This window comes from Amycolatopsis sp. NPDC050768, assembly GCF_040654155.1.
GTDB lineage: Bacteria > Actinomycetota > Actinomycetes > Mycobacteriales > Pseudonocardiaceae > Amycolatopsis.
The window spans coordinates 69,630-87,207 of record NZ_JBFAHL010000007.1 but is presented as its reverse complement, the minus strand read 5'-3'; the positions used below and the strand labels follow the sequence as shown (position 1 = coordinate 87,207).

Genomic DNA, 17,578 nt, shown 5'->3' with positions numbered 1-17,578 from the left:
CGGGGCGGTTCGATCGGCCGCCAGGCCGATCCGACCGCCCCGACGAAACACCGACTCAAAGGCGATCTCGCACGCCTCGGCGGAGCCGAGGCAGACAACTCTGTTTCACATTGAGACACGCAACTGTGCCGCGGTGCGGTGTGATGGCCGCAACACTTCCGCCGGCAGGACAGGAGCGTCCGGGATGTCCCAACCCACGGCACCGGTCAAGAACGCGCGCCAGCTCAGGACTCCGCTGGCGCTCGCGCTGGCCGACCTCGCGGCGATCTTCGACGACCTGCAGTTCACGCTGCGCTGTTGCGAACGCCTGGTCGTCGAGCTCGAACGGGGCGAGGGACAACGCGACCCCGTGCTGATCGAATCGCTGTGGGTCTCGGCCCTGAACTCCTACGCGCGCTGCTTCCGCCCCGGCGAACGCGGCATGGGCCTGACCGAGGACGACCTGAAGGCCACCGGTGTGCAGGGCGAGGTGCTCGAGTGGCACGGGTTGCTGCGCAAGATCCGCAAGCACCTGGTGCTCGGCGAGGCCAACCCGCGCGAGGTCTACTCGATCGGGGTCTCGCAGGCGGCCGACGGGAGCCCCGAGGGCATCGTGATCACCTCGGCGATCCACCCGCTCGTCGACGATCTCACCGTCCGCCAGACCGGCCGGCTCGCCTTCGAGCTGAGCCGTCTGCTCGACGAGCGCATCAAGGAGCACCAGAAGAAGGTGTTCGCCGCCGTCGAGGAGCTGCCGAAGGGCAAGCTCGACGAGCTGCCCGACATCGAGATCACCAGCTGAGCCAGGCCGGTCCCGGCTGAGGCCGGCTGTTGCGGCCACGTGACACGCGGCCGGGAAACGCACGTGTCCTTCGGGCAGTCCGCCACGAGAAACGGGCACTCCACTGCTGTGGCGGGTGCGCCGCGATGGGCCCGGGCGATGACCTGGTGTGGGCGCGGGTGCGCGAGCCTTCCCTCGCGCACCCGCGCCCTTGCCATTCCTCCGGCGTCAGCCGGTGATGCTGTCCGAACCGTCCTCGAGGTGGCCCACGTAGCGACGCGACCAGGACTTGTCGCCGTCCAGGGTCACGGTCACGTCGTACCAGCCGTGGTCCGAACCGCACGGGTCGACCGAGTGCAGCGTGCGGCCGTGCGCGGACACGCGGTAGGTCTTCGGGCGGTCGTCCGAGTACTGGTTGTGCTTCACGGTGAAGGTGACCGGCCGCGAACTGTTGTTCTCCAGCTCCAGCAGCAGCCGCGGCCGCGAGCCGAAGCCGAGGATGCCGTCGAAGTAGGCGGCGGTGACCTTCGCGGTCTGACCGGCGGCGTCGAGGTCGCCGGTGAACTGGCGCAGGAACCGGTTCGGGCCCACCACCGTGATGTCGTAGCGGTTCCCGGCGAGCTGCACCGCACCCGGCACGGTCTTGTCCCAGATCGTGCTCGACGGCGCGACCGTGTACTGGCCCGGGAACTTCGCCGGGTAGTCCTTGAGCGACGGGGTCGCCTGGGTGTTGTCGTACACGGCGAAGTGGCTGGCCTTGCGCACGTGCTTGCCGTTGTTGCTGAACGACAGCTTCGCCTGCGTCGAGCCGGGCGAGGTGGTGAACCCGTCGAGGTTCGCGTTCGGCTGGTACGGCAGAGCTCGGGCCTTCTTGGTGCCCGGCTCCTGCTTCGGCATCTTGTTCGTGGTCACCGGCGGCTGGTACGAACCGCCGGCCGGGTCGCCGATCACGGTGGTCTTCGGCAGCCGCGGCAGGCCGTACACCGGCGAGTGGAAGTCGAACGAGCCGGTGAGGTCACCGCACACGCTGCGGCGCCACGCGCTGATGTTCGGGCAGTGCGCGGTCTTGCCGAGCGCCTCGGTCCACTTCTCCAGGAACTGGATCACCGACGTGTGGTCGGAGACCTCCGAGGTGACCCAGCCACCGCGGGTCCACGGCGAGATCAGCAGCAGCGGCACGCGGAAACCGAGGCCCACGGGCATCGGCTTGGTGAGGCCGGCATTGGCGAGCGCGCCGGAGGACTCGAGGTAGAACTCGTCTTCGTCGGCGCCGGGCGCGGGCACAGGCGGCGGCACGTGGTCGAACTGGCCGTCGTTCTCGTCGTAGTCGATGATCACGAGCGTCGAGTTGAAGACCTCGGGGTCGGCGTTGAGGGCCTCGAGGACGTTGTTGACGTAGTAGGCACCGTCGTTCGGCGAACCGTCCGGGTGCTCGGAGAAGGCCTGGTTCGTGACCATCCACGAGACCTTCGCCAGCTTGCCCGCCACCACGTCGGCGCGCAGGGCGTCGGTGAGGTTGTCGGCGTTGGCGCTCAGGCCGGTGTGCGGCTCGGGGACGATCGCCACGCCGTTGTCGTAGAACACGTTGCCGGGCGCGGCGGTGCCGCCCTGCGACGGGTCGAGCTTGGCGAAGGTGTCGAAGTACTCGACACCGTTGTCACCGTAGTTGTCGGAGCCCTGGTAGACCTTCCACGAGTAGCCGGTCTTCTGCAGGGACTCGGCGTAGCTCTCCCACAGCAGGTGCTTGCCGAGCTCGTCGCCGCCGTTGAAGGCCACGTAGTCGCCGTGCAACTTGTCGGCGTTGATCGAACCGCTCCACAGGTAGGTGCGGTTCGGGCCGGTCGCGCTGAGCACGGAGCAGTGGTAGGCGTCGCCGACGGTGTAGGTGTCGGCCAGCGCGTAGTGCCACGGGATGTCCGAGCGGTCGAGGTACCCGAGGGTGGTCGGGCCGCCCTTGGCGTAGTACCAGCCGTTCATGAGGCCGCCGTACCAGGCGCCGTGCTGGTCGTCCCAGCTGTGCGAGGTGCCGCCGTAGCCCTGCGCGCCGACCTCGGAGGTGGGCGGCTGGTGGTTGGCCGGGTACTGCGACACCTTGGCGTCGGACAGCTTCCACGGGAACTGAGTACCACCGGCCGGGGTGGTGGGCGCCGTCGTCGGCTGCTGGAACACCGAGTTGCCGCCGGGCAGCGTGATCGCCGAGCGGTCGCCGAAGCCGCGAACGCCCTTCAGCGAGCCGAAGTAGTGGTCGAAGCTGCGGTTCTCCTGCATGAGGATCACCACGTGCTTGATGTCCCGCAGGTCGCCGTACCGCTTCGACGGGACGGGCGGCCGGGGCGACGCCTCGGCTTCGGTGGCGGCCAGCGCGCCGCCGCCGACGACCGCGGCACCGGTGACCGCCGCGGCAGCGCCGAGGAAACCTCTTCGGGAAAGATCGGACATGGGTGAGAACCTCCGGTAACGGCCGGCACGCGCGAGAGAGCGCGTGGGACGGCCGAAACCTACGGTCGCGGAACTGGTTCAGGGCGAACTCGACCTGAACACTCCTCGACGCGCGTGGGAACCGTGGCCGGGCTCGTCCGACCGGCGCAGTCCACACCGGACAGAGCGGACAGCCGGCCACCGCGAGGGCACCCGTGAGTCACGGGTTGATCACAGCCGCAACGCCGGGCGCGCACAGCCGTCTTTGCCCGTGACAGCAAGCTTTTCGCGAATCCTGGGGGAATGATCACATGACGCGGACAACCGTGTTCAGAGGCGCTCTCGTCGCTGCTTCCGTTTCGGCGGCGGTGCTCGCCACCGCGTGCTCGGGTGCGCCCGCCGCACCGCCGGCACCGGTTCCGTCAGCCCCGTTGTCCACCTCCGTCGCCCCGACCGCAACGCAGGCCCCGTCGTCTTCCGCGCAGCAGCCGGGCCAGTCCCAGCAGCCGGTGGCGGCGGCCGCCGCCGGGCTGAAGTTCCCGGGCAAGAGCCTCGAGGTCCGGTTCAACCGCTACGACCGCGCGAGCGGGATGGCGGAGTTCTTCCTGGTCACACTGGCGCCGAACGGCGGAGCCGGCCCGCACCTCGTCGACGTGCCGGGTCCGCACCGGCTGCCGCTGGCCCCGAACGCGACGATCGAGTCCGTCGACCCGGCCGGCTTCCCGTTCGAGACATGCCCTCCCACCGAGTGCTCGACCGGGATCGAGCTGCAGAGCGTGCTGAGCCAGTACGGCGGCAGCGGGCTGTTCGCCGACGCCGCCGTGAACGCCGCCGACCAGATCACCGACATCCACGAGATGCCGTACTGATCCGCGACGGGTGCCCGGACTCGAGGTCCGGGCACCCGTCGCGGGTCAGGTGCTCTGCTGGGTACGCCGGCGGGCGCGGTAGGCGCGCAGGTTGACCGCGTTGCCGCAGATCTGCACGTTGTGCCACACGCCGCTGTTGTTGCGGGAGCGGTCGTAGAAGGCGACCGCGCAGCGCTTGTTGCGGCAGGTCTTCAGGCGCCGCCAGCGGTCGGCGCGCTGTGCCTCCAGCACCTCGATCAGCACGATCGACGCCACGCGCCGCCAGCCGGTGCCGCGGGGCTCGGGCCGGATCCAGCCGTCGGCGCCGGGCTGCAACAGCACGGGCGCGCTGTGCAGCAGCGCCGCGCCGGCTTCGGGGTCGTGGTCGGTGAAGTCGCGCAGCTCCTCGCGCAGGTCGCGCAGGCGCTCGACGTCGTCGCCGGACAACTGGACACGTTCGGCCGGGCGTTCGGTGGCCCCGGCCCACCGTTCCAGCGCGCTGTCCAGCCACTTCTGCGCGTCACCGACCTCGGCGAGCAGGTCTTTTTCGCGGGGCTTGCCGGCCGAGAGCGTGTTGAGCAGGTCGTGCACGAAACCCAGCCCGCCCGGGCTCACCTCGAGCTCGTAGCGATCCGTCGCCGGCCAGTTCATCCGTACTCCTCCCGGCAGAGCCATCACGTCATCAACTCTGTCGGCTCGACTATACCGCCTCCGAGCTGCACGCAAGACAGAACCGGCATTCCGCCCCGGCCGACGCAGGTGGACGGCGTTCGGCTGCGTCGGCTGACGGCGGTCCGACGACTCAGTGCCCGTCGAACGTCAGCACCGGCCGCGGCTGCCCCGCCTTGTATGCGGTGATCGCCGACGCCAGGCCGCGCCGCACGTCGCCGGTCTCGAACAGCGGCATCGAGAGGTCGAACAGCACCTGGTCCGCGGCCGCCGTGCCGCCGACCTCCCACGTGCGCAGCAGCGCCTTGTGCACGGCGTGCGCCCGGGTCGGGCCCTGCGCCACGCGGCGCGCGAACGCCAGCGCCTCGGCGAACACCTGCTCGTCCGGGACGACCCGGTTGACGACGCCGGCCTCGGCCATCACCGTCGCCGGCACCGGCTCGGAGGTGAGCGCCCACTCCATCGCCCGTGCCCGGCCCGCCCGCGCGGCGACGCGGTGGATCCCGCCCAGCAGCGTCACGATCCCCAGCGTCTGCTCGGGGTGGCCGAACCGGGCCGACTCGCCGGCGAAGAGCACGTCGGCCCGCAGCGCCAGTTCGAAGCCGCCGCCGAAGCACAACCCGTGCACCGCGGCGATCACCGGCACCGGCAGCTGCTCGAACGCGTTGAACGCGCGCAGGAAGAGCTCGAACGACGCGCGCAGCTCCCGCCCGTCCTGCCCTTCCCACGGCACGATGTCGCCGCCGTAGCTGAAGTCCGGGCCTTCGGCGCGCAGCACGACGGCACGGGCGCCGCTGCCGGTGATCTCGTCGACGGCGGCCACCAGCTCCGTCGTCATCGGGACGCCGATGCGGTTCTGTGGCGGATTGTGGAGCGTGAGCACGGCGACGGCGGCGTCCTCGGCACCGTCTCGGGTCAGGGAAAGCTGCGGCACGGTGGACTCCTCAGGACAGGTGCTGCTCGAACCAGGACCGCGCGGCGGCGCTGGAGCGGGCGAACTCGGTGACGTACGGGTCGAAGTGCCCGCCCGGGATCAGTTCGAGCCCCTTCGGCTGCAGGGCGCGTTCGTAGGCGGCGAGCGCCAGGTCGGTCACGGTGATCGTGTCGTTCAACGCGACGACCAGCAGCAGCGGCGTCGGCGACACACGGCTGACCCACGCGCCCGGCTCGTACATCCGCGCGGCACGCGTGGAGCGCACGGTGACCTGGTTCTCCCAACTGCCCTCGGGGATGTCCTGCAGGTAGAACCCGACCGCGTCCGGCGCGCGGTAGGAGGCGGGCACAGCCGGGTCCGTGCTCACGATCGTCTGGCTGCGCGGGGGTTCACCCCGCCCGACCGCGCGGTCGTCCTCGGCGAACGCGTGCTCCAGCGCGGCGACGCCGTCCGGCGGCACGCGGCGCAGGCCCTGCTCGACACCGCTGATCGTCGGCACCTGCGCGACCACGGCCTTGAGCCGCCGGTCGGTGGCGCCCAGCACGATCGCGTGGCCGCCGGCGTAGCTGGTGCCCCACAAGCCGATCCGCTCCGGGTCGACCTCGGGGCGGGCTTCGAGGAAGGTGAGGGCGCGGCGCCAGTCGGCGATCTGGCGCCAGGGGTCCACGTCCTGGCGCGGGGTGCCGTCGCTGGCGCCGAACGTGCGGTGGTCGTGCACCAGCACCACGAACCCGGCGTCGGCGAACGCCTCGGCGAAGGGTTCGAGGCCGTGTTCTTTCACGCCGGCGTAGCCGTGGGCCATGGTGATGGCGGGCCGCGGCCCGGGCGCGTCCGGCACGAACAGCCAGCCGCGCAGGGTCACGCCGTCCTCGCCGGCGAACTCGATGTCGCTTCGTGTGGTCATGTCAGGCCTCCTGGTGGAAGTGAGCGGCCGCGAGGTCGGGCAGGCGCCGGCCCAGCTCCGCGGAGAACTTGAGCGCGCCGCCGAGCGGGCGGTGGTGGATGGCCGCGTGCACGATCCGGCCGGCCTCGTCCTTGGTCAGCACAGTGACGCCGAGCAGCGTCGCGCCGCCGAAGGCCACCGCCTCCCACTCGAGGTAGGTGCGCTCGCCGGACTCGGTCTGGTGCGTGAACTTCAGCGACTCGTAGATCCCGCTGGCGGCGGCCATCACGCGCTGCACGTTCTCCCGGCCTTCGACGGGTTCGAGCAGCGTGCCGGCTTCGAGGACCACGTCCTCGGCGAACGTCTCGCCGAACGCGTCGGCGGTCTTGCGCGAGAACCCCGCGGCCCAGCCGCGCGCCTGGCCGCCGGCGAAGCCCGCGATCAGCTCGGCGAGACGGGCGGGCGCCTCCGCGTGCGTCCAGTGGCCCGCGCCGGCGACCACCTCCGTGACGGGCGCGGCGAAGCGGGGTGCGACGGCGCCGGCCACGAGGTCCGCCGTGACGAACGGGTCGTCCCCGCCGCGCACGATGAGCACCGGACCCGGGTACCCGCTCGGCGCGTGCCCTTCCGGAGCGCCGTTGTTCCAGCAGGAGGCGAACGCACGCACCACCTCGGGACGCAGGCGCAGGCCGGCCGCGCCGATCCGTTCGGAGGTTTCGGCGCTCAGGTTCGGCGAGAGGTTCGCCCGCGCCGCGCGCTGCGCCTCGGCTCCGGCCTCGCCCAGCGAGCGGAACGGTTCGATGGCCTCGTCGGGCAGGCGCGTGCCCGCCAGGGGCACCGGGTTCACGAGCACCAGCCCGCTGGTCAGCTCGGGCCGTGCCGCCGCGACCAGCTCGGCCACAGCCGAGCCCATGCTGTGGCCCACGAGCAGGAACGGGCCGCCGATAGCGTCCACAGTGGACAGCACGTCGGCCGTGAACCGGTCGTAGGTGAACGCCCCCGCCTCCGCGGCACGGTCGCCGCTGCCGGCGAGGTCCACGGCCACGTACTCGCCGTCGGCCGGGAGCGCCCCGACGACCCCGTCCCAGACCCGGTGGTCGTCGAGGAACCCGTGCACGAAGACGGTCGGTTCGGCCATGGATCTTCCCCGATCAGGTCGTCCCGGCGTCGGGCGACTGCCGGTGAATGACCCAACCGTAGACCGTTAGCCTCTGTCATACCAGGAGCCACGCCAGGTGACTCCGGCCACAGATCACAGAGTCAGTGCCCGGAGGTTCCCGACTCAGGACCGTCTTCGTGCCGAGTTACGACAGAAGTGAACGGAAATAGTAGCCCGCACTCACTGCCGGTACGGCGCGGCGGCTGCCTGCGCGGCGGTGATGAACGCGCCCTTGTTCTTCGGCCAGAACGTGCTGTCCACACAGGAGTACTTCGGCAGGAACCCGCCGCACGTGCCGCTCGACGCACCGACCTCGAAGGTGAAGCTCGCGACGCCGAGGGTGCCGTAGGTGAAGTCGTCGGTCGTGCCGCTCGTGTCGTAGCCGACGGTCTCGCGGTTGGTGCCCACGACGTAGCCGTTGGAGGCGGTGAACTTCGCGCCCAGCTTGCGGTACTGCGCGTCGTTTGGCGAGGTCGCCTGGGTGAAGCCCCACGGGATCACGATGTCGTTGCCGTAGCTGTGCAGCGTGATCATCGTGCCGCGCGCGGTCGTGGGCGCCGGGTCGTTGTTGCCGGTGCCGCGCTGCACGGGGTAGATCGCCCGGAAGAACTTCTCCAGCGCCTGGGTTTCCGGCTCCGAACCGGCGCTCGCGCCCTGATAGGTCTCGGCGCACGGCGAGTTCGAGTCCCCGCCCCACTGATAAGTGGAGTTGCGGTTCACGTCGATGCCGACGTTGGTGCCGGAGCAGCCGCCGCGGGTGTTGTCGGCGTTCTTGCGCTGCAGCTTGGGCGAGTTGCCGCCCGAGGCCACGATGTCCACGCCGTCCGGGTTGGCGATCGGGATCACCCACACCTCGGTGGTGTCCAGAATGGACTTCGCGGTCGGGTCACCGGCGTAGCCGTTCGCGAGGTAGTCGATCCAGCGCCACGCGAGCTCGCCGGTCGAGATCTCGCGCGCGTGGATCTGGGCCATCAGCACGAACTTCGGTTTGGCCGAGGCCGTGGACAGCGTGCAGTCGCCGGCCTGCTTCTTGCTGAGGCAGATGGCTTTCAGGTCGTGTCCGCCCTGGCCCTTGGTCTTCTTCCACGACGAGCCGAGCGTGTACACGGTCGCCAGGTCCGGGTGCGCCGAGGCGACCTGGGTCAGGTGTGCTTCCTGCGCGGCGACGGTGCGGTAGCCGCCGTAGAAGGTGTCGGCCGCGGCCGCCCGCGCTGCCGCGGCGGGCACGTCCTTGTAGACGGTGTCGAAGTACGACGGTTGATACCCCAGCGTCCGCAGCTTCCGGGCTACGGCCTGGTCCCCCACGACGTACGCGGCTTCACGGTCGGATTCGGCGACGTCGAACCCGGCGCGCGCGAGCCCCGCCACCTGGTCCGCGGTCACCGGCACCCGCCAGAACACCGGCGCGCCGGACCCGGGCGCGGCGGCCGTGGCGCTGGTGGCGCCCGCGGACAGGCCCGCCACCAGCACTCCGACCGCCGCCAGCGCGGCCTTCCACGACGACCTGACCTTCATCGGGGCTCCTCACGGATGCGTCGGGGGACGGACCGACGGTGACCGTCCCGCAACGCACAGTGTGGCGGCCCGGGACAAACCCGGCACACCCACGAAAGTCGGAACTCCCGCTCAGCCCTCGGTGAGGATCGTGGCGAGCAGCTCGGCGGCGATGTTGCGCCCGGACACCACGAGCACGATCGGCCGGTCGAGCGGGACCAGGCCCTCGCGCAACGCGGCCAGCGCCGCGGCCGACGAACCCTCCGCCACCAGTCCCGCCGTGAGCGCGAACTCGCGGACCGAGCGGCGGATCGCGGGCTCGTCGACGTCGACCAGCTCGACGCCGGCCTCACGCACGATGTCCGGCGTGATGGTGCCCGGCTCGAGGTTGCCGACCAGCCCATCGGCGATGGTGTCCCCCACCGGCACGGTCACGAGGTGTCCCGCCGCGACCGCCGCGGACACGGCGTGGCACGCCGCGGACTCGACGCCGACCACGCGCACGTCCGGTTTCGCGCGACGGGCGCCGAGCGCCGTGCCGGCCAGCAGCCCGCCCGAGCCCGTGGGCACGACGATCGTGAAGTCCTCGCCGAAGCTGTCGGCCACCTCGCCGACGAGGGTGCTCTGGCCGGCGATCACGTACGGGTCGTTGTAGGCGGACACGAACTTCATCCCGCCGGCCGCCAGCTCCAGGGCCTTCGCTTCCGCGCCGTCGTAGCCGCCCGGCGCGAGCACGAGGTCCACCGGGTAGGTGCGCAGCGCCGAGATCTTGGCCGGGGAACCGTCTTCGGGAACGACCACTGTGGACTGCGCGCCGAGCAGCCGCGACGCGTGCGCGATGCCGAGCGCGTGGTTGCCCGCCGACGCCGTGACGACCGGCGTGCCGTCGGCGGCGTACGCGGTGAGGGCGGTGACGCCGCCGCGGACCTTGAACGAGCCGGTGGGCTGCGCGCCCTCGTACTTCAGGAACACCGGCACGTCGAGACCGGCGGCATGAAAGGGCAGGAGTGGGGTCGGCGCGAGGTTACGCGTGACCGTTTCCCTTGCCTGGTCGAGGATGGCGTCGGCGATCAGGGGCATGGCTCTCCTTCGGGGACGGGTCAGGCTTCCGGGGCGAGTTCGCGGCGCAGGCGGGTGAGCAGTTCGTAGGTGTCGACGGCGGGGTCGCGTCCGACGGCCATCGTGGCGAGCACGAGCATGTCGGCCAGCAGCATCCCGCCGAGCGGTTCGGCGGTGAGCCCGCCCGCGGACGCCTCGTCGCGCAGGACGACGTCGACAGCACTGGTGAGCTCCTCGCCGAGGTTCTCGGTCACGAGAATCAGCCCGGCCCCGGCGGCGCGGGCGTGAGCCACGAGCAGCTCCAGCTCCGGCAAGGCGCGGCCGGGCGCGAAGATCACCACGGCGTGGCGGGCGGAGAGGCTGAGCAGGTCGTCGGCGAGGGTGAAGCCGGTGGCGCCGGAGAAGACCGCGAACTTGCCGATGCGGTTCAGCTTCAGGGCGAGGTAGCGGGCGCTGAGCTCGTTGACGCCCCAGCCGTAGCAGAAGACCGTGGCCGCGGGCGCGATGAGCTGCAGCGCCTTCGCCAGCGCGGCCGGGTCGGTCTTGCGGCCGAGCCCGGTGATCCGCTCACGGGCGTCACCCAGGACCCGTTCCGAGGTGGCGGAGAAGTCCCGCGCCGTGCGGGAGAGCTGGAGGCGTTCGCTGATCTGGGGTGGCGCGGTCGTGGTGAAGTTTTCGCCCAGCGCGGCTTTGAGGTCCGGGAGCCCGGCGTACCCGAGCCGGCGCGCGGTGCGGACGACCGTGGCGTCGCTCGTGCCCGTGGTGCGGCCGATGTCGCCGGCGGTGGCCAGCATGATCCGCTGCGGCGGCGACGCGACGAGGTACCGCGCGACGACGCGTTCGGTCTTGCTCAGCCGGGTCCACTCGTGGTTGACCCGGCTCGCGAGGGTGCGCGGTTCTGAAGTATCCAATTCAGCTAGTGCCGTTTCTGTCGTCACTGCTACAGTGACCGCAGCTTACCCCGCCGGGCCGGGACTGCCCCGGGCCTCGCCGCGCACACCCGCCCGCCGCGAAGAAGGAGCTGCTTTGTCCCCGATCACCGGCGCCATCGCCTCGCCGCACGCCCTCGCCACCCGCGCCGGGGAGCAGGCCTTCCGCGCGGGCGGCAACGCCATCGACGCGGCGCTCGCGGCCGCGACTGCACTCACCGTCGTCTATCCGCACAACACCGCTCTCGGCGGTGACCTCGTGGCCCTCGTGCGCACCCCCGACGGCTCGATCACCTGTGTGAACGCCACCGGCACAGCGCCGGCCGCCCGCGACCTCGCCGCACTGCGCGCCCGCCACGGTGAGCGGCTGCCGGAACGCGGGCCCGACACCATCACCGTGCCCGGCGCGGTACGCGGCTGGGAGGCCCTGCGCGGTCACGGTGCCGCGCTGGACTGGTCCGCCCAGTTCGCCGCCGCGATCGGGTACGCGGCCGAAGGCGTCCCCGTGGCGCGCTCGCTCGCCGCCGCGCTCGTGACGGACCGGGCGCTCCTCGACGCCGACGCCGGCTCGCGCGCGGTGTTCGGTGCGTCCCTTCGCGAAGGCGACCTGCTCGTGCAGCCACGTCTCGCGGATTCGCTGCGCGCGATCGCGTCCGGCGGACCCGGCGAGTTCTACGAAGGCGCGGTGGGCGCGGCCCTGGCCCGTGGCCTGCGGGCCCTCGGCTGTCCACTCACGACAGCCGACCTCGCCGGGTACGTGGCCAGGGACACGGCCGCGATTTCCGCACCGCTGAGCGGTTTCCGCGTGCACACCAGCCCGCCCAACACGCAGGGCTTCGCGCTGCTGCGGACCGTGCGGGCGCTGGCCGAGCTGGGCTTCGCCGCCACTCCGTGGACGGCCCCGGCCGCCGTGCTGGGCCGCCTGTTCCACGACGGCACGCGCGTGCGCGACACCCTGCTGGCCGACCCCGCCTTCGCCGCCACGGACGTGGAGAACGACGGGTTCGCCGAGCTGATCGCGGGACTGCGAGACCCGCGCCCGGCCGACGCGGTGGCGGCTCCCTCGATCCCGCGCGGCGACACCGTGGGCGTGGCGGCGGCCGACTCCGCGGGTTACGCCGTGTCGATCATCCAGAGCGTGTTCGACAGCTTCGGCGCCGCCGTGCTGGAACCGGAGACCGGCATCATCCTGCAGAACCGCGGCACGAGCTTCTCGCTGGATCCCCGCTCCCCCAACGTGATCGCGCCCGGCAAACGGCCCAAGCACACGCTGATGCCCGTGCTCGTCACGCGCGAGGACGGGCGCGTCCGCTGGGTGAACTCGACGATGGGCGGGCACGGCCAGCCGCAGATCCACGCGCAGGTGCTGCTGCGGCTGCTGGCCGGCGACTCGCCGGCCGAAGCCGTGAGTGCGCCGCGCTGGGTCGTCGGCGCGCGGGCCGAGGGCCAGGCCTCCGACACGGTGCACCACGAAGCCGACCTCGCGGCCGAGACCGTGGCAGACCTCGCCGCCGACGGCTTCCCGCTGCGGGAAGTCCCTGCGCGCACGGAGTTCCTGGGCCACACCAACGTCGTCTCGCTCGCGCCGGACGGCACCCTCACCGCCGGCAGCGACCCGCGTTCCGACGGCTCCGCCGCCGTGGTCCCGGAGTGACCGGGCGCCTGCGGCCCGGTTGAAGGGCCCGGGTGGCGAGCCGTCGGCCCGCCACCCCACCCGGCTCACTCCTGCGCGAGAGCCATCGCGCCCAGGAACGTCTCGAGCGCCACATTCCGTCCACAAAGGACGACCGCGACCTTTTTGCCCCGGTACTGCTCGGCCGTGCGGATCAGACCCGCGACCGCGACACCGGCGGCGCCTTCGACGATCCAGCGCTCCCCCTCGGCGATCTTCCGCATGGCACGGGCGATCTCCGGCTCGGTGACCGTGACCGTCTCGTCGATCACTTCCTGGCAGATTCCGAACGTGACGGAGCCCGGCTCCACCGCGCCGGCCGAGCCGTCGGACAGCGTGGGGAACTCCGGCGTCTCGATGATCTCGCCGGCCTTCAGCGAGTCGAGCATGCAGGTGGAGGCCTCGGGCCACACGCCGACGACCTTCGTCCGCGGGCTCAGCTGCTTCAGCGCCGTGCCCGTGCCGCCGATCAGGCCACCGCCCCCGGTGCAGATGAACACGGCGTCGAGGTCGGGCGCCTGCTCGGCCAGCTCGACGCCGAGCGTGCCCTGGCCCGCGACGGTGTCGAGGTCGTTGTAGGGCGCCACGTACGGCTTGCCGAGGCGCTCCGCCTGCCGGCGCGCCTCCTGCTCGGCGTCGAGCGCACCGCCCTCGACCACCACGAGCTCGGCCCCCATCGCCCGGATCGCGGCCATCTTGGCCGGCGTGGTGTAGGAGGCGACATACACGGTGACCCCGACCCCGGCGAGGTTGCCGGCGCGGGCCACGCCCTGGCCGTGGTTGCCGGTCGACGCGGTGATCACACCGGTCCGCTTCGCGCTCTCGCCGAGCACGCGGATCTTGTTGGCCGACCCGCGCACCTTGAACGAACCGGTGGGCATGAGGTGCTCGGTCTTGAGCCACACCTCGCACTCGAGCTCGTCCGACAGCAGCCGGCTGCGTTCGAGCGTGCTCACCGGCACCTGCGGGCGGATGCCCTGGTGCGCGTCGAGAATGCGGTCGAAGAGGGTGGGCACGCTGGGCTCCTCGGGGGTTCTCCGGATGGGCCCCGGACGCTCCGCCAGGGCCACTGGTCTCACTTCCGAGCTTATTATAGCCTATAAGCTGTATGGAAGGAGCGCCTTGAGCACAGCGCCGAATACCGCCGCGCCGAACACCCCGGCGCCGAGCACCGCAGCCACCTCAGGACCCGACAGCTTCGGCAGCCTCGCCCGCCTCGACCTCGGTGGCGAGCGCTATCGGGTGCACCGCCTCGACGCCGTCCCCGGCTCCGAGCGGCTGCCCCTGAGCCACAAGATCCTGCTGGAGAACCTGCTGCGCCACGAAGACGGCCACACCGTCACGGCCGAGCACATCACGGCTCTGGTGCACGGCGGGTCCGACGCGGCCCACGACGTCGTCGCCTTCTCCCCGTCGCGGGTGTTCCTGCACGACACCAACGGCGTGCCCGTGCTCACGGACCTGGCCGCGCTGCGCGACGCCGTCGCCGCGGCCGGGGGCGATCCCCGCAGCGTGCGCCCGCGGATCCCGAGCCACCTGACCGTGGACCACTCCGTGGCCACGGAGGTCTCCGGCCGGGCCGACGCCCTGCGCCGCAACGTCGAGATCGAGTACACCCGCAACGCCGAGCGCTACCGCTTCCTCAAGTGGGGCGAGACGCTCGACGGCGTGCACGTGGTGCCGCCCGGCACCGGGATCATGCACCAGATCAACCTCGAGTACCTCGCGAGCGTGGTGGAACGCCGCGACGGCTGGGCGTTTCCGGACACCTGCGCCGGCACCGACTCGCACACGACGATGGTCAACGCGCTGGGTGTGCTGGCGTGGGGTGTCGGTGGCGTCGAGGCGGAGGTGGCGCTGCTGGGCCAGCCGTTGAGCATGCTGGTGCCGCCCGTGGTCGGCGTGGAGCTCACGGGTGAACTCGGCCCCGGCGTCACCGCGACCGACCTCGTCCTCACGGTCGTGGAAACCCTGCGCGCGCACGGCGTGGTCGGGAAGTTCGTGGAGTTCACCGGCGACGCCGTGGCGCGCATCCCGCTCGCGCACCGCGCGACGATCTCCAACATGTGCCCCGAGTTCGGCGCCACCGCGGCGATGTTCCCCATCGACGCCGCGACGACCGGCTACCTGCGCCTCACCGGCCGCACGCCGGACCACGTCGCCTCCGTGGAGAAGTACGCGAAGGAACAGCTCCTCTGGCACGATCCTTCGGCGGACTTGCGTTACGACGAGCGCCTGCGGATCGACCTCTCCACTGTGACGGCTTCCCTCGCCGGCCCCCGCCGGCCCCAGGACCGCGTGCCGCTCGCCGCCGTGCCGGCCAACGCCACGGCCGCAATCGAGCACGTGCGCTCCTCGCGCGGTGAAGCACCGTCCCCCGAGCCACCCCACCATCAAGAACCCGACTCCGTCGACGCGACCCACCAGCGAGATCGCGCCGGCTTCCGGATTGGGCGGTCCGATCGGCCCCCGGCCGATCCGACTGCCCAATCCGGAAGCCGGCTCAAAGGCGATCTCGCACGCCCCGGCGGAGCCGGGGCCAAAAAACACAGCGATGGCGATAGCGCCGTAGGGCCCGGCGGAGCCGCGGCTGACGGTGCGATAGCCATTGCAGCGATCACCTCGTGTACCAACACCTCCAACCCGCATGTGATGGTCGCCGCGGGTCTGCTCGCGCGCAACGCCCGCGCGCGGGGCCTCACCGCGAAGCCGTGGGTGAAGACGAGCCTCGCGCCGGGTTCGAAGACCGTCACCGAGTACCTGGCGCGCGCCGGGCTGACCGGGCCGCTCGACGAGCTGGGCTTCCAGCTCGTGGGCTACGGCTGCATGACGTGCATCGGCAACTCCGGCCCGTTGCTGCCCAGCGCCGCCGAAGCGGTGGCCGAGCGCGGCGCCGTGGTGGCGTCGGTGCTGTCGGGCAACCGGAACTTCGACGGCCGCATCAACAACGACGTCTCCCTCAACTACCTCGCCTCTCCCCCGCTCGTCGTCGCCTACGCGCTGGCCGGTTCGGTCAAGCACGACCTGACCAGCGAGCCGCTGGGGGTCGACGCCGACGGCCAGCCCGTGCTGCTCGCGGACCTGTGGCCGGACGACGCCGAGATCGACGAGGTCGTGCGCGCGCACCTCACGCCCGAGCTGTTCCGCGAGGCCTACGCCGACGTGTTCGGCGGCGACGAGCACTGGGCCGGCGTGCCCGAGTCCGACGGCCACCACTTCGCGTGGGAGCCGGACTCGACGTACCTGCGCCGCCCGCCGTTCCTCGACGAGGTCACCGAAACCGTCGCCGCGCCAACCGACGTGACCGGCGCGCGCACGCTGTTGCTGCTGGGCGACTCCGTGACCACCGACCACATCAGCCCCGCCGGCCGCATCCCCGCGGCGAGCAGCGCCGGGCGTTACCTCACGGCGCTGGGCGAGACCGACCTCAACACCTACGCCTCACGCCGCGGCAACTTCGAGGTGATGGTGCGCGGCGGGTTCGCCAACCCGCGGCTGGCCAACCTGCTCGCCCCGGACGCCGGCGGCGGCGTCACCCCCGACTTCACGCGCGACGGCGCGCTGGTGCCCATCCACGAGGCTTCCCAGTCCTACGCCGCGGCCGGCGTGCCGTTGATCGTGATCGCCGGCCAGGAGTACGGCACGGGTTCGTCGCGCGACTGGGCGGCGAAGACGACCGCGCTGCTGAAGGTGAAAGCCGTGCTGGCGCAGTCGTTCGAGCGGATCCACCGGTCCAACCTCGTGGCGCTCGGCGTGCTGCCGCTGCAGTTCCTCGACGGCGACAGCGCGGCCTCGCTCGGGCTCGACGGCACGGAGGAGTTCGACCTCACCGGGATCGCCGACGTCGTCGAGGATCCGGCGCGGCCGCTGACGGTGCGCGTGCGCCCGGCGGACCGACCGGCGTTCGAGTTCTCCGTGCGCGCCCGGCTCGACACCCCGCGCGAAGCCACCTACTACGCGAACGGCGGGGTGCTGCCGTATGTCCACCGCCTGATCCTGCGAGGTGAGCTTGACTGATCCCGCGCCCGTCGTCGAACCGCTGCTGCTCGGCTACGGCCTCTCGTCCGACCAGGGCAGCATCGGGTTCTGCGGTGTCTACCTCGTGCAGTCGCCGCGGCGCCGCATCCTGTTCGACTGCGGTCACGCGGGCCGCCGCCGCGCGCTGCACCGGGCGCTGGCCCGCCACGGGCTCGGCGTGCGCGACGTCGACACGCTGGTGCTCTCCCACGCCCACTACGACCACGTGCAGAACGCCGACCTCTTCGGCCACGCCGAGGTGTTCCTGCACCCGGCCGAACGCGGGCGCGCGCCCGGCGACCCGGTGGCTCCTCCGTGGACGGACGCGATCTTCACCGGACTGGCACTGCACGAAGGCAGCATCGACGGGCTCGAGCTGGCGCCCGGCGTCACGATCACCGGGCTGCCCGGCCACACCGCGGGTTCGCTCGGCCTCACCGTCGAGACCGCCGACGGCACGGCGCTGCTCACCGGCGACGCCGTCCCCTCGTCCCGCGCCCTGCGTGCCGGCCGCGCCACCACAGCGGCGAGCGAGGAAGCGGCCGCCGCGTCGATCGAGCTCGTGCGGAGCCGGGCCGACGTGGTGTACCCCGGCCACGACCGGCCGTTCACGATCGAGGCCGGGCTGCCCGGCCGGTACCTGTTCCCGCGCGTGGACCTCGAGGTGCTCGCGCCCGACCCGCTGACCGACGACCCGCCCGCGCCGTCTTGAGGCGCGGGTCTCCGCCGAAAGGAA

At 71.8% G+C, this 17,578-nt stretch carries 14 protein-coding genes; 5 read left to right on the top strand and 9 right to left on the bottom strand.

The features are described 5' to 3' along the window. The first annotated feature begins 184 nt into the window (after positions 1 to 184). A complete protein-coding gene (locus tag AB0H62_RS21495) occupies positions 185 to 781 on the top strand; it encodes a hypothetical protein (protein ID WP_360587671.1) in 597 nt (198 codons plus the stop codon). A gap of 207 nt (positions 782 to 988) precedes the next feature. Here the strand turns inward: AB0H62_RS21495 and AB0H62_RS21490 are convergent, their stop codons facing one another. After that, on the bottom strand, positions 989 to 3,199 hold the full coding sequence (locus AB0H62_RS21490) for a phosphocholine-specific phospholipase C (protein ID WP_220239293.1): 2,211 nt from the start codon (positions 3,197 to 3,199) through the stop codon (positions 989 to 991). Positions 3,200 to 3,489: 290 nt separating this feature from the next. On the opposite strand from AB0H62_RS21490, the gene AB0H62_RS21485 reads away from it, so the two are divergent. Further along, a complete protein-coding gene (locus AB0H62_RS21485) occupies positions 3,490 to 4,047 on the top strand; it encodes a hypothetical protein (protein ID WP_360587670.1) in 558 nt (185 codons plus the stop codon). 45 nt (positions 4,048 to 4,092) lie between these two features. Here the strand turns inward: AB0H62_RS21485 and AB0H62_RS21480 are convergent, their stop codons facing one another. The 7 genes from AB0H62_RS21480 to AB0H62_RS21450 all read right to left on the bottom strand — a co-directional run bounded on the left by AB0H62_RS21480 (position 4,093) and on the right by AB0H62_RS21450 (position 11,135). Then, positions 4,093 to 4,677 (bottom strand): CGNR zinc finger domain-containing protein, encoded by a 585-nt coding sequence (locus AB0H62_RS21480; protein WP_220239291.1) that lies wholly within the window; start codon positions 4,675 to 4,677, stop codon positions 4,093 to 4,095. A gap of 151 nt (positions 4,678 to 4,828) precedes the next feature. After that, positions 4,829 to 5,629: an enoyl-CoA hydratase/isomerase family protein gene (locus tag AB0H62_RS21475; RefSeq protein WP_255637808.1), complete on the bottom strand. Its 801-nt coding sequence runs from the start codon at positions 5,627 to 5,629 to the stop codon at positions 4,829 to 4,831. A 10-nt stretch (positions 5,630 to 5,639) separates the two neighbouring features. Next, positions 5,640 to 6,533 (bottom strand): alpha/beta hydrolase, encoded by an 894-nt coding sequence (locus AB0H62_RS21470; protein WP_220239290.1) that lies wholly within the window; start codon positions 6,531 to 6,533, stop codon positions 5,640 to 5,642. A 1-nt stretch (position 6,534) separates the two neighbouring features. Further along, on the bottom strand, positions 6,535 to 7,650 hold the full coding sequence (locus AB0H62_RS21465) for an alpha/beta fold hydrolase (protein ID WP_360587667.1): 1,116 nt from the start codon (positions 7,648 to 7,650) through the stop codon (positions 6,535 to 6,537). A gap of 201 nt (positions 7,651 to 7,851) precedes the next feature. Then, positions 7,852 to 9,186, bottom strand: a complete 1,335-nt coding sequence (locus AB0H62_RS21460) for a M14 family zinc carboxypeptidase (RefSeq protein WP_360587665.1) — start codon at positions 9,184 to 9,186, stop codon at positions 7,852 to 7,854. A 111-nt stretch (positions 9,187 to 9,297) separates the two neighbouring features. After that, on the bottom strand, positions 9,298 to 10,245 hold the full coding sequence (locus tag AB0H62_RS21455) for a pyridoxal-phosphate dependent enzyme (protein WP_360587663.1): 948 nt from the start codon (positions 10,243 to 10,245) through the stop codon (positions 9,298 to 9,300). 20 nt (positions 10,246 to 10,265) lie between these two features. Further along, positions 10,266 to 11,135 carry a MurR/RpiR family transcriptional regulator gene (locus tag AB0H62_RS21450; RefSeq protein ID WP_220239286.1) on the bottom strand — a complete coding sequence of 290 codons (870 nt, stop codon included), beginning with the start codon at positions 11,133 to 11,135 and terminating at the stop codon, positions 10,266 to 10,268. Positions 11,136 to 11,250: 115 nt separating this feature from the next. On the opposite strand from AB0H62_RS21450, the gene AB0H62_RS21445 reads away from it, so the two are divergent. Further along, complete coding sequence (locus tag AB0H62_RS21445) at positions 11,251 to 12,807, top strand: gamma-glutamyltransferase (protein ID WP_220239285.1); 1,557 nt, start codon at positions 11,251 to 11,253, stop codon at positions 12,805 to 12,807. A 65-nt stretch (positions 12,808 to 12,872) separates the two neighbouring features. Here the strand turns inward: AB0H62_RS21445 and AB0H62_RS21440 are convergent, their stop codons facing one another. After that, the gene (locus tag AB0H62_RS21440) at positions 12,873 to 13,841 is read right to left on the bottom strand and encodes a threonine/serine dehydratase (protein WP_360587661.1); all 969 of its coding nucleotides are present in this window, start codon (positions 13,839 to 13,841) and stop codon (positions 12,873 to 12,875) included. 106 nt (positions 13,842 to 13,947) lie between these two features. Between AB0H62_RS21440 and AB0H62_RS21435 the strand changes: the two genes are divergently transcribed. Together AB0H62_RS21435 and AB0H62_RS21430 are read left to right on the top strand one after the other, a co-directional pair. Beyond that, a complete protein-coding gene (locus tag AB0H62_RS21435; RefSeq protein WP_360587659.1) occupies positions 13,948 to 16,842 on the top strand; it encodes an aconitate hydratase in 2,895 nt (964 codons plus the stop codon). Beyond that, positions 16,835 to 17,554: an MBL fold metallo-hydrolase gene (locus AB0H62_RS21430; RefSeq protein WP_220239282.1), complete on the top strand. Its 720-nt coding sequence runs from the start codon at positions 16,835 to 16,837 to the stop codon at positions 17,552 to 17,554. The genes AB0H62_RS21435 and AB0H62_RS21430 overlap by 8 nt, the downstream gene beginning before the upstream one ends. Positions 17,555 to 17,578: the final 24 nt, after the last annotated feature.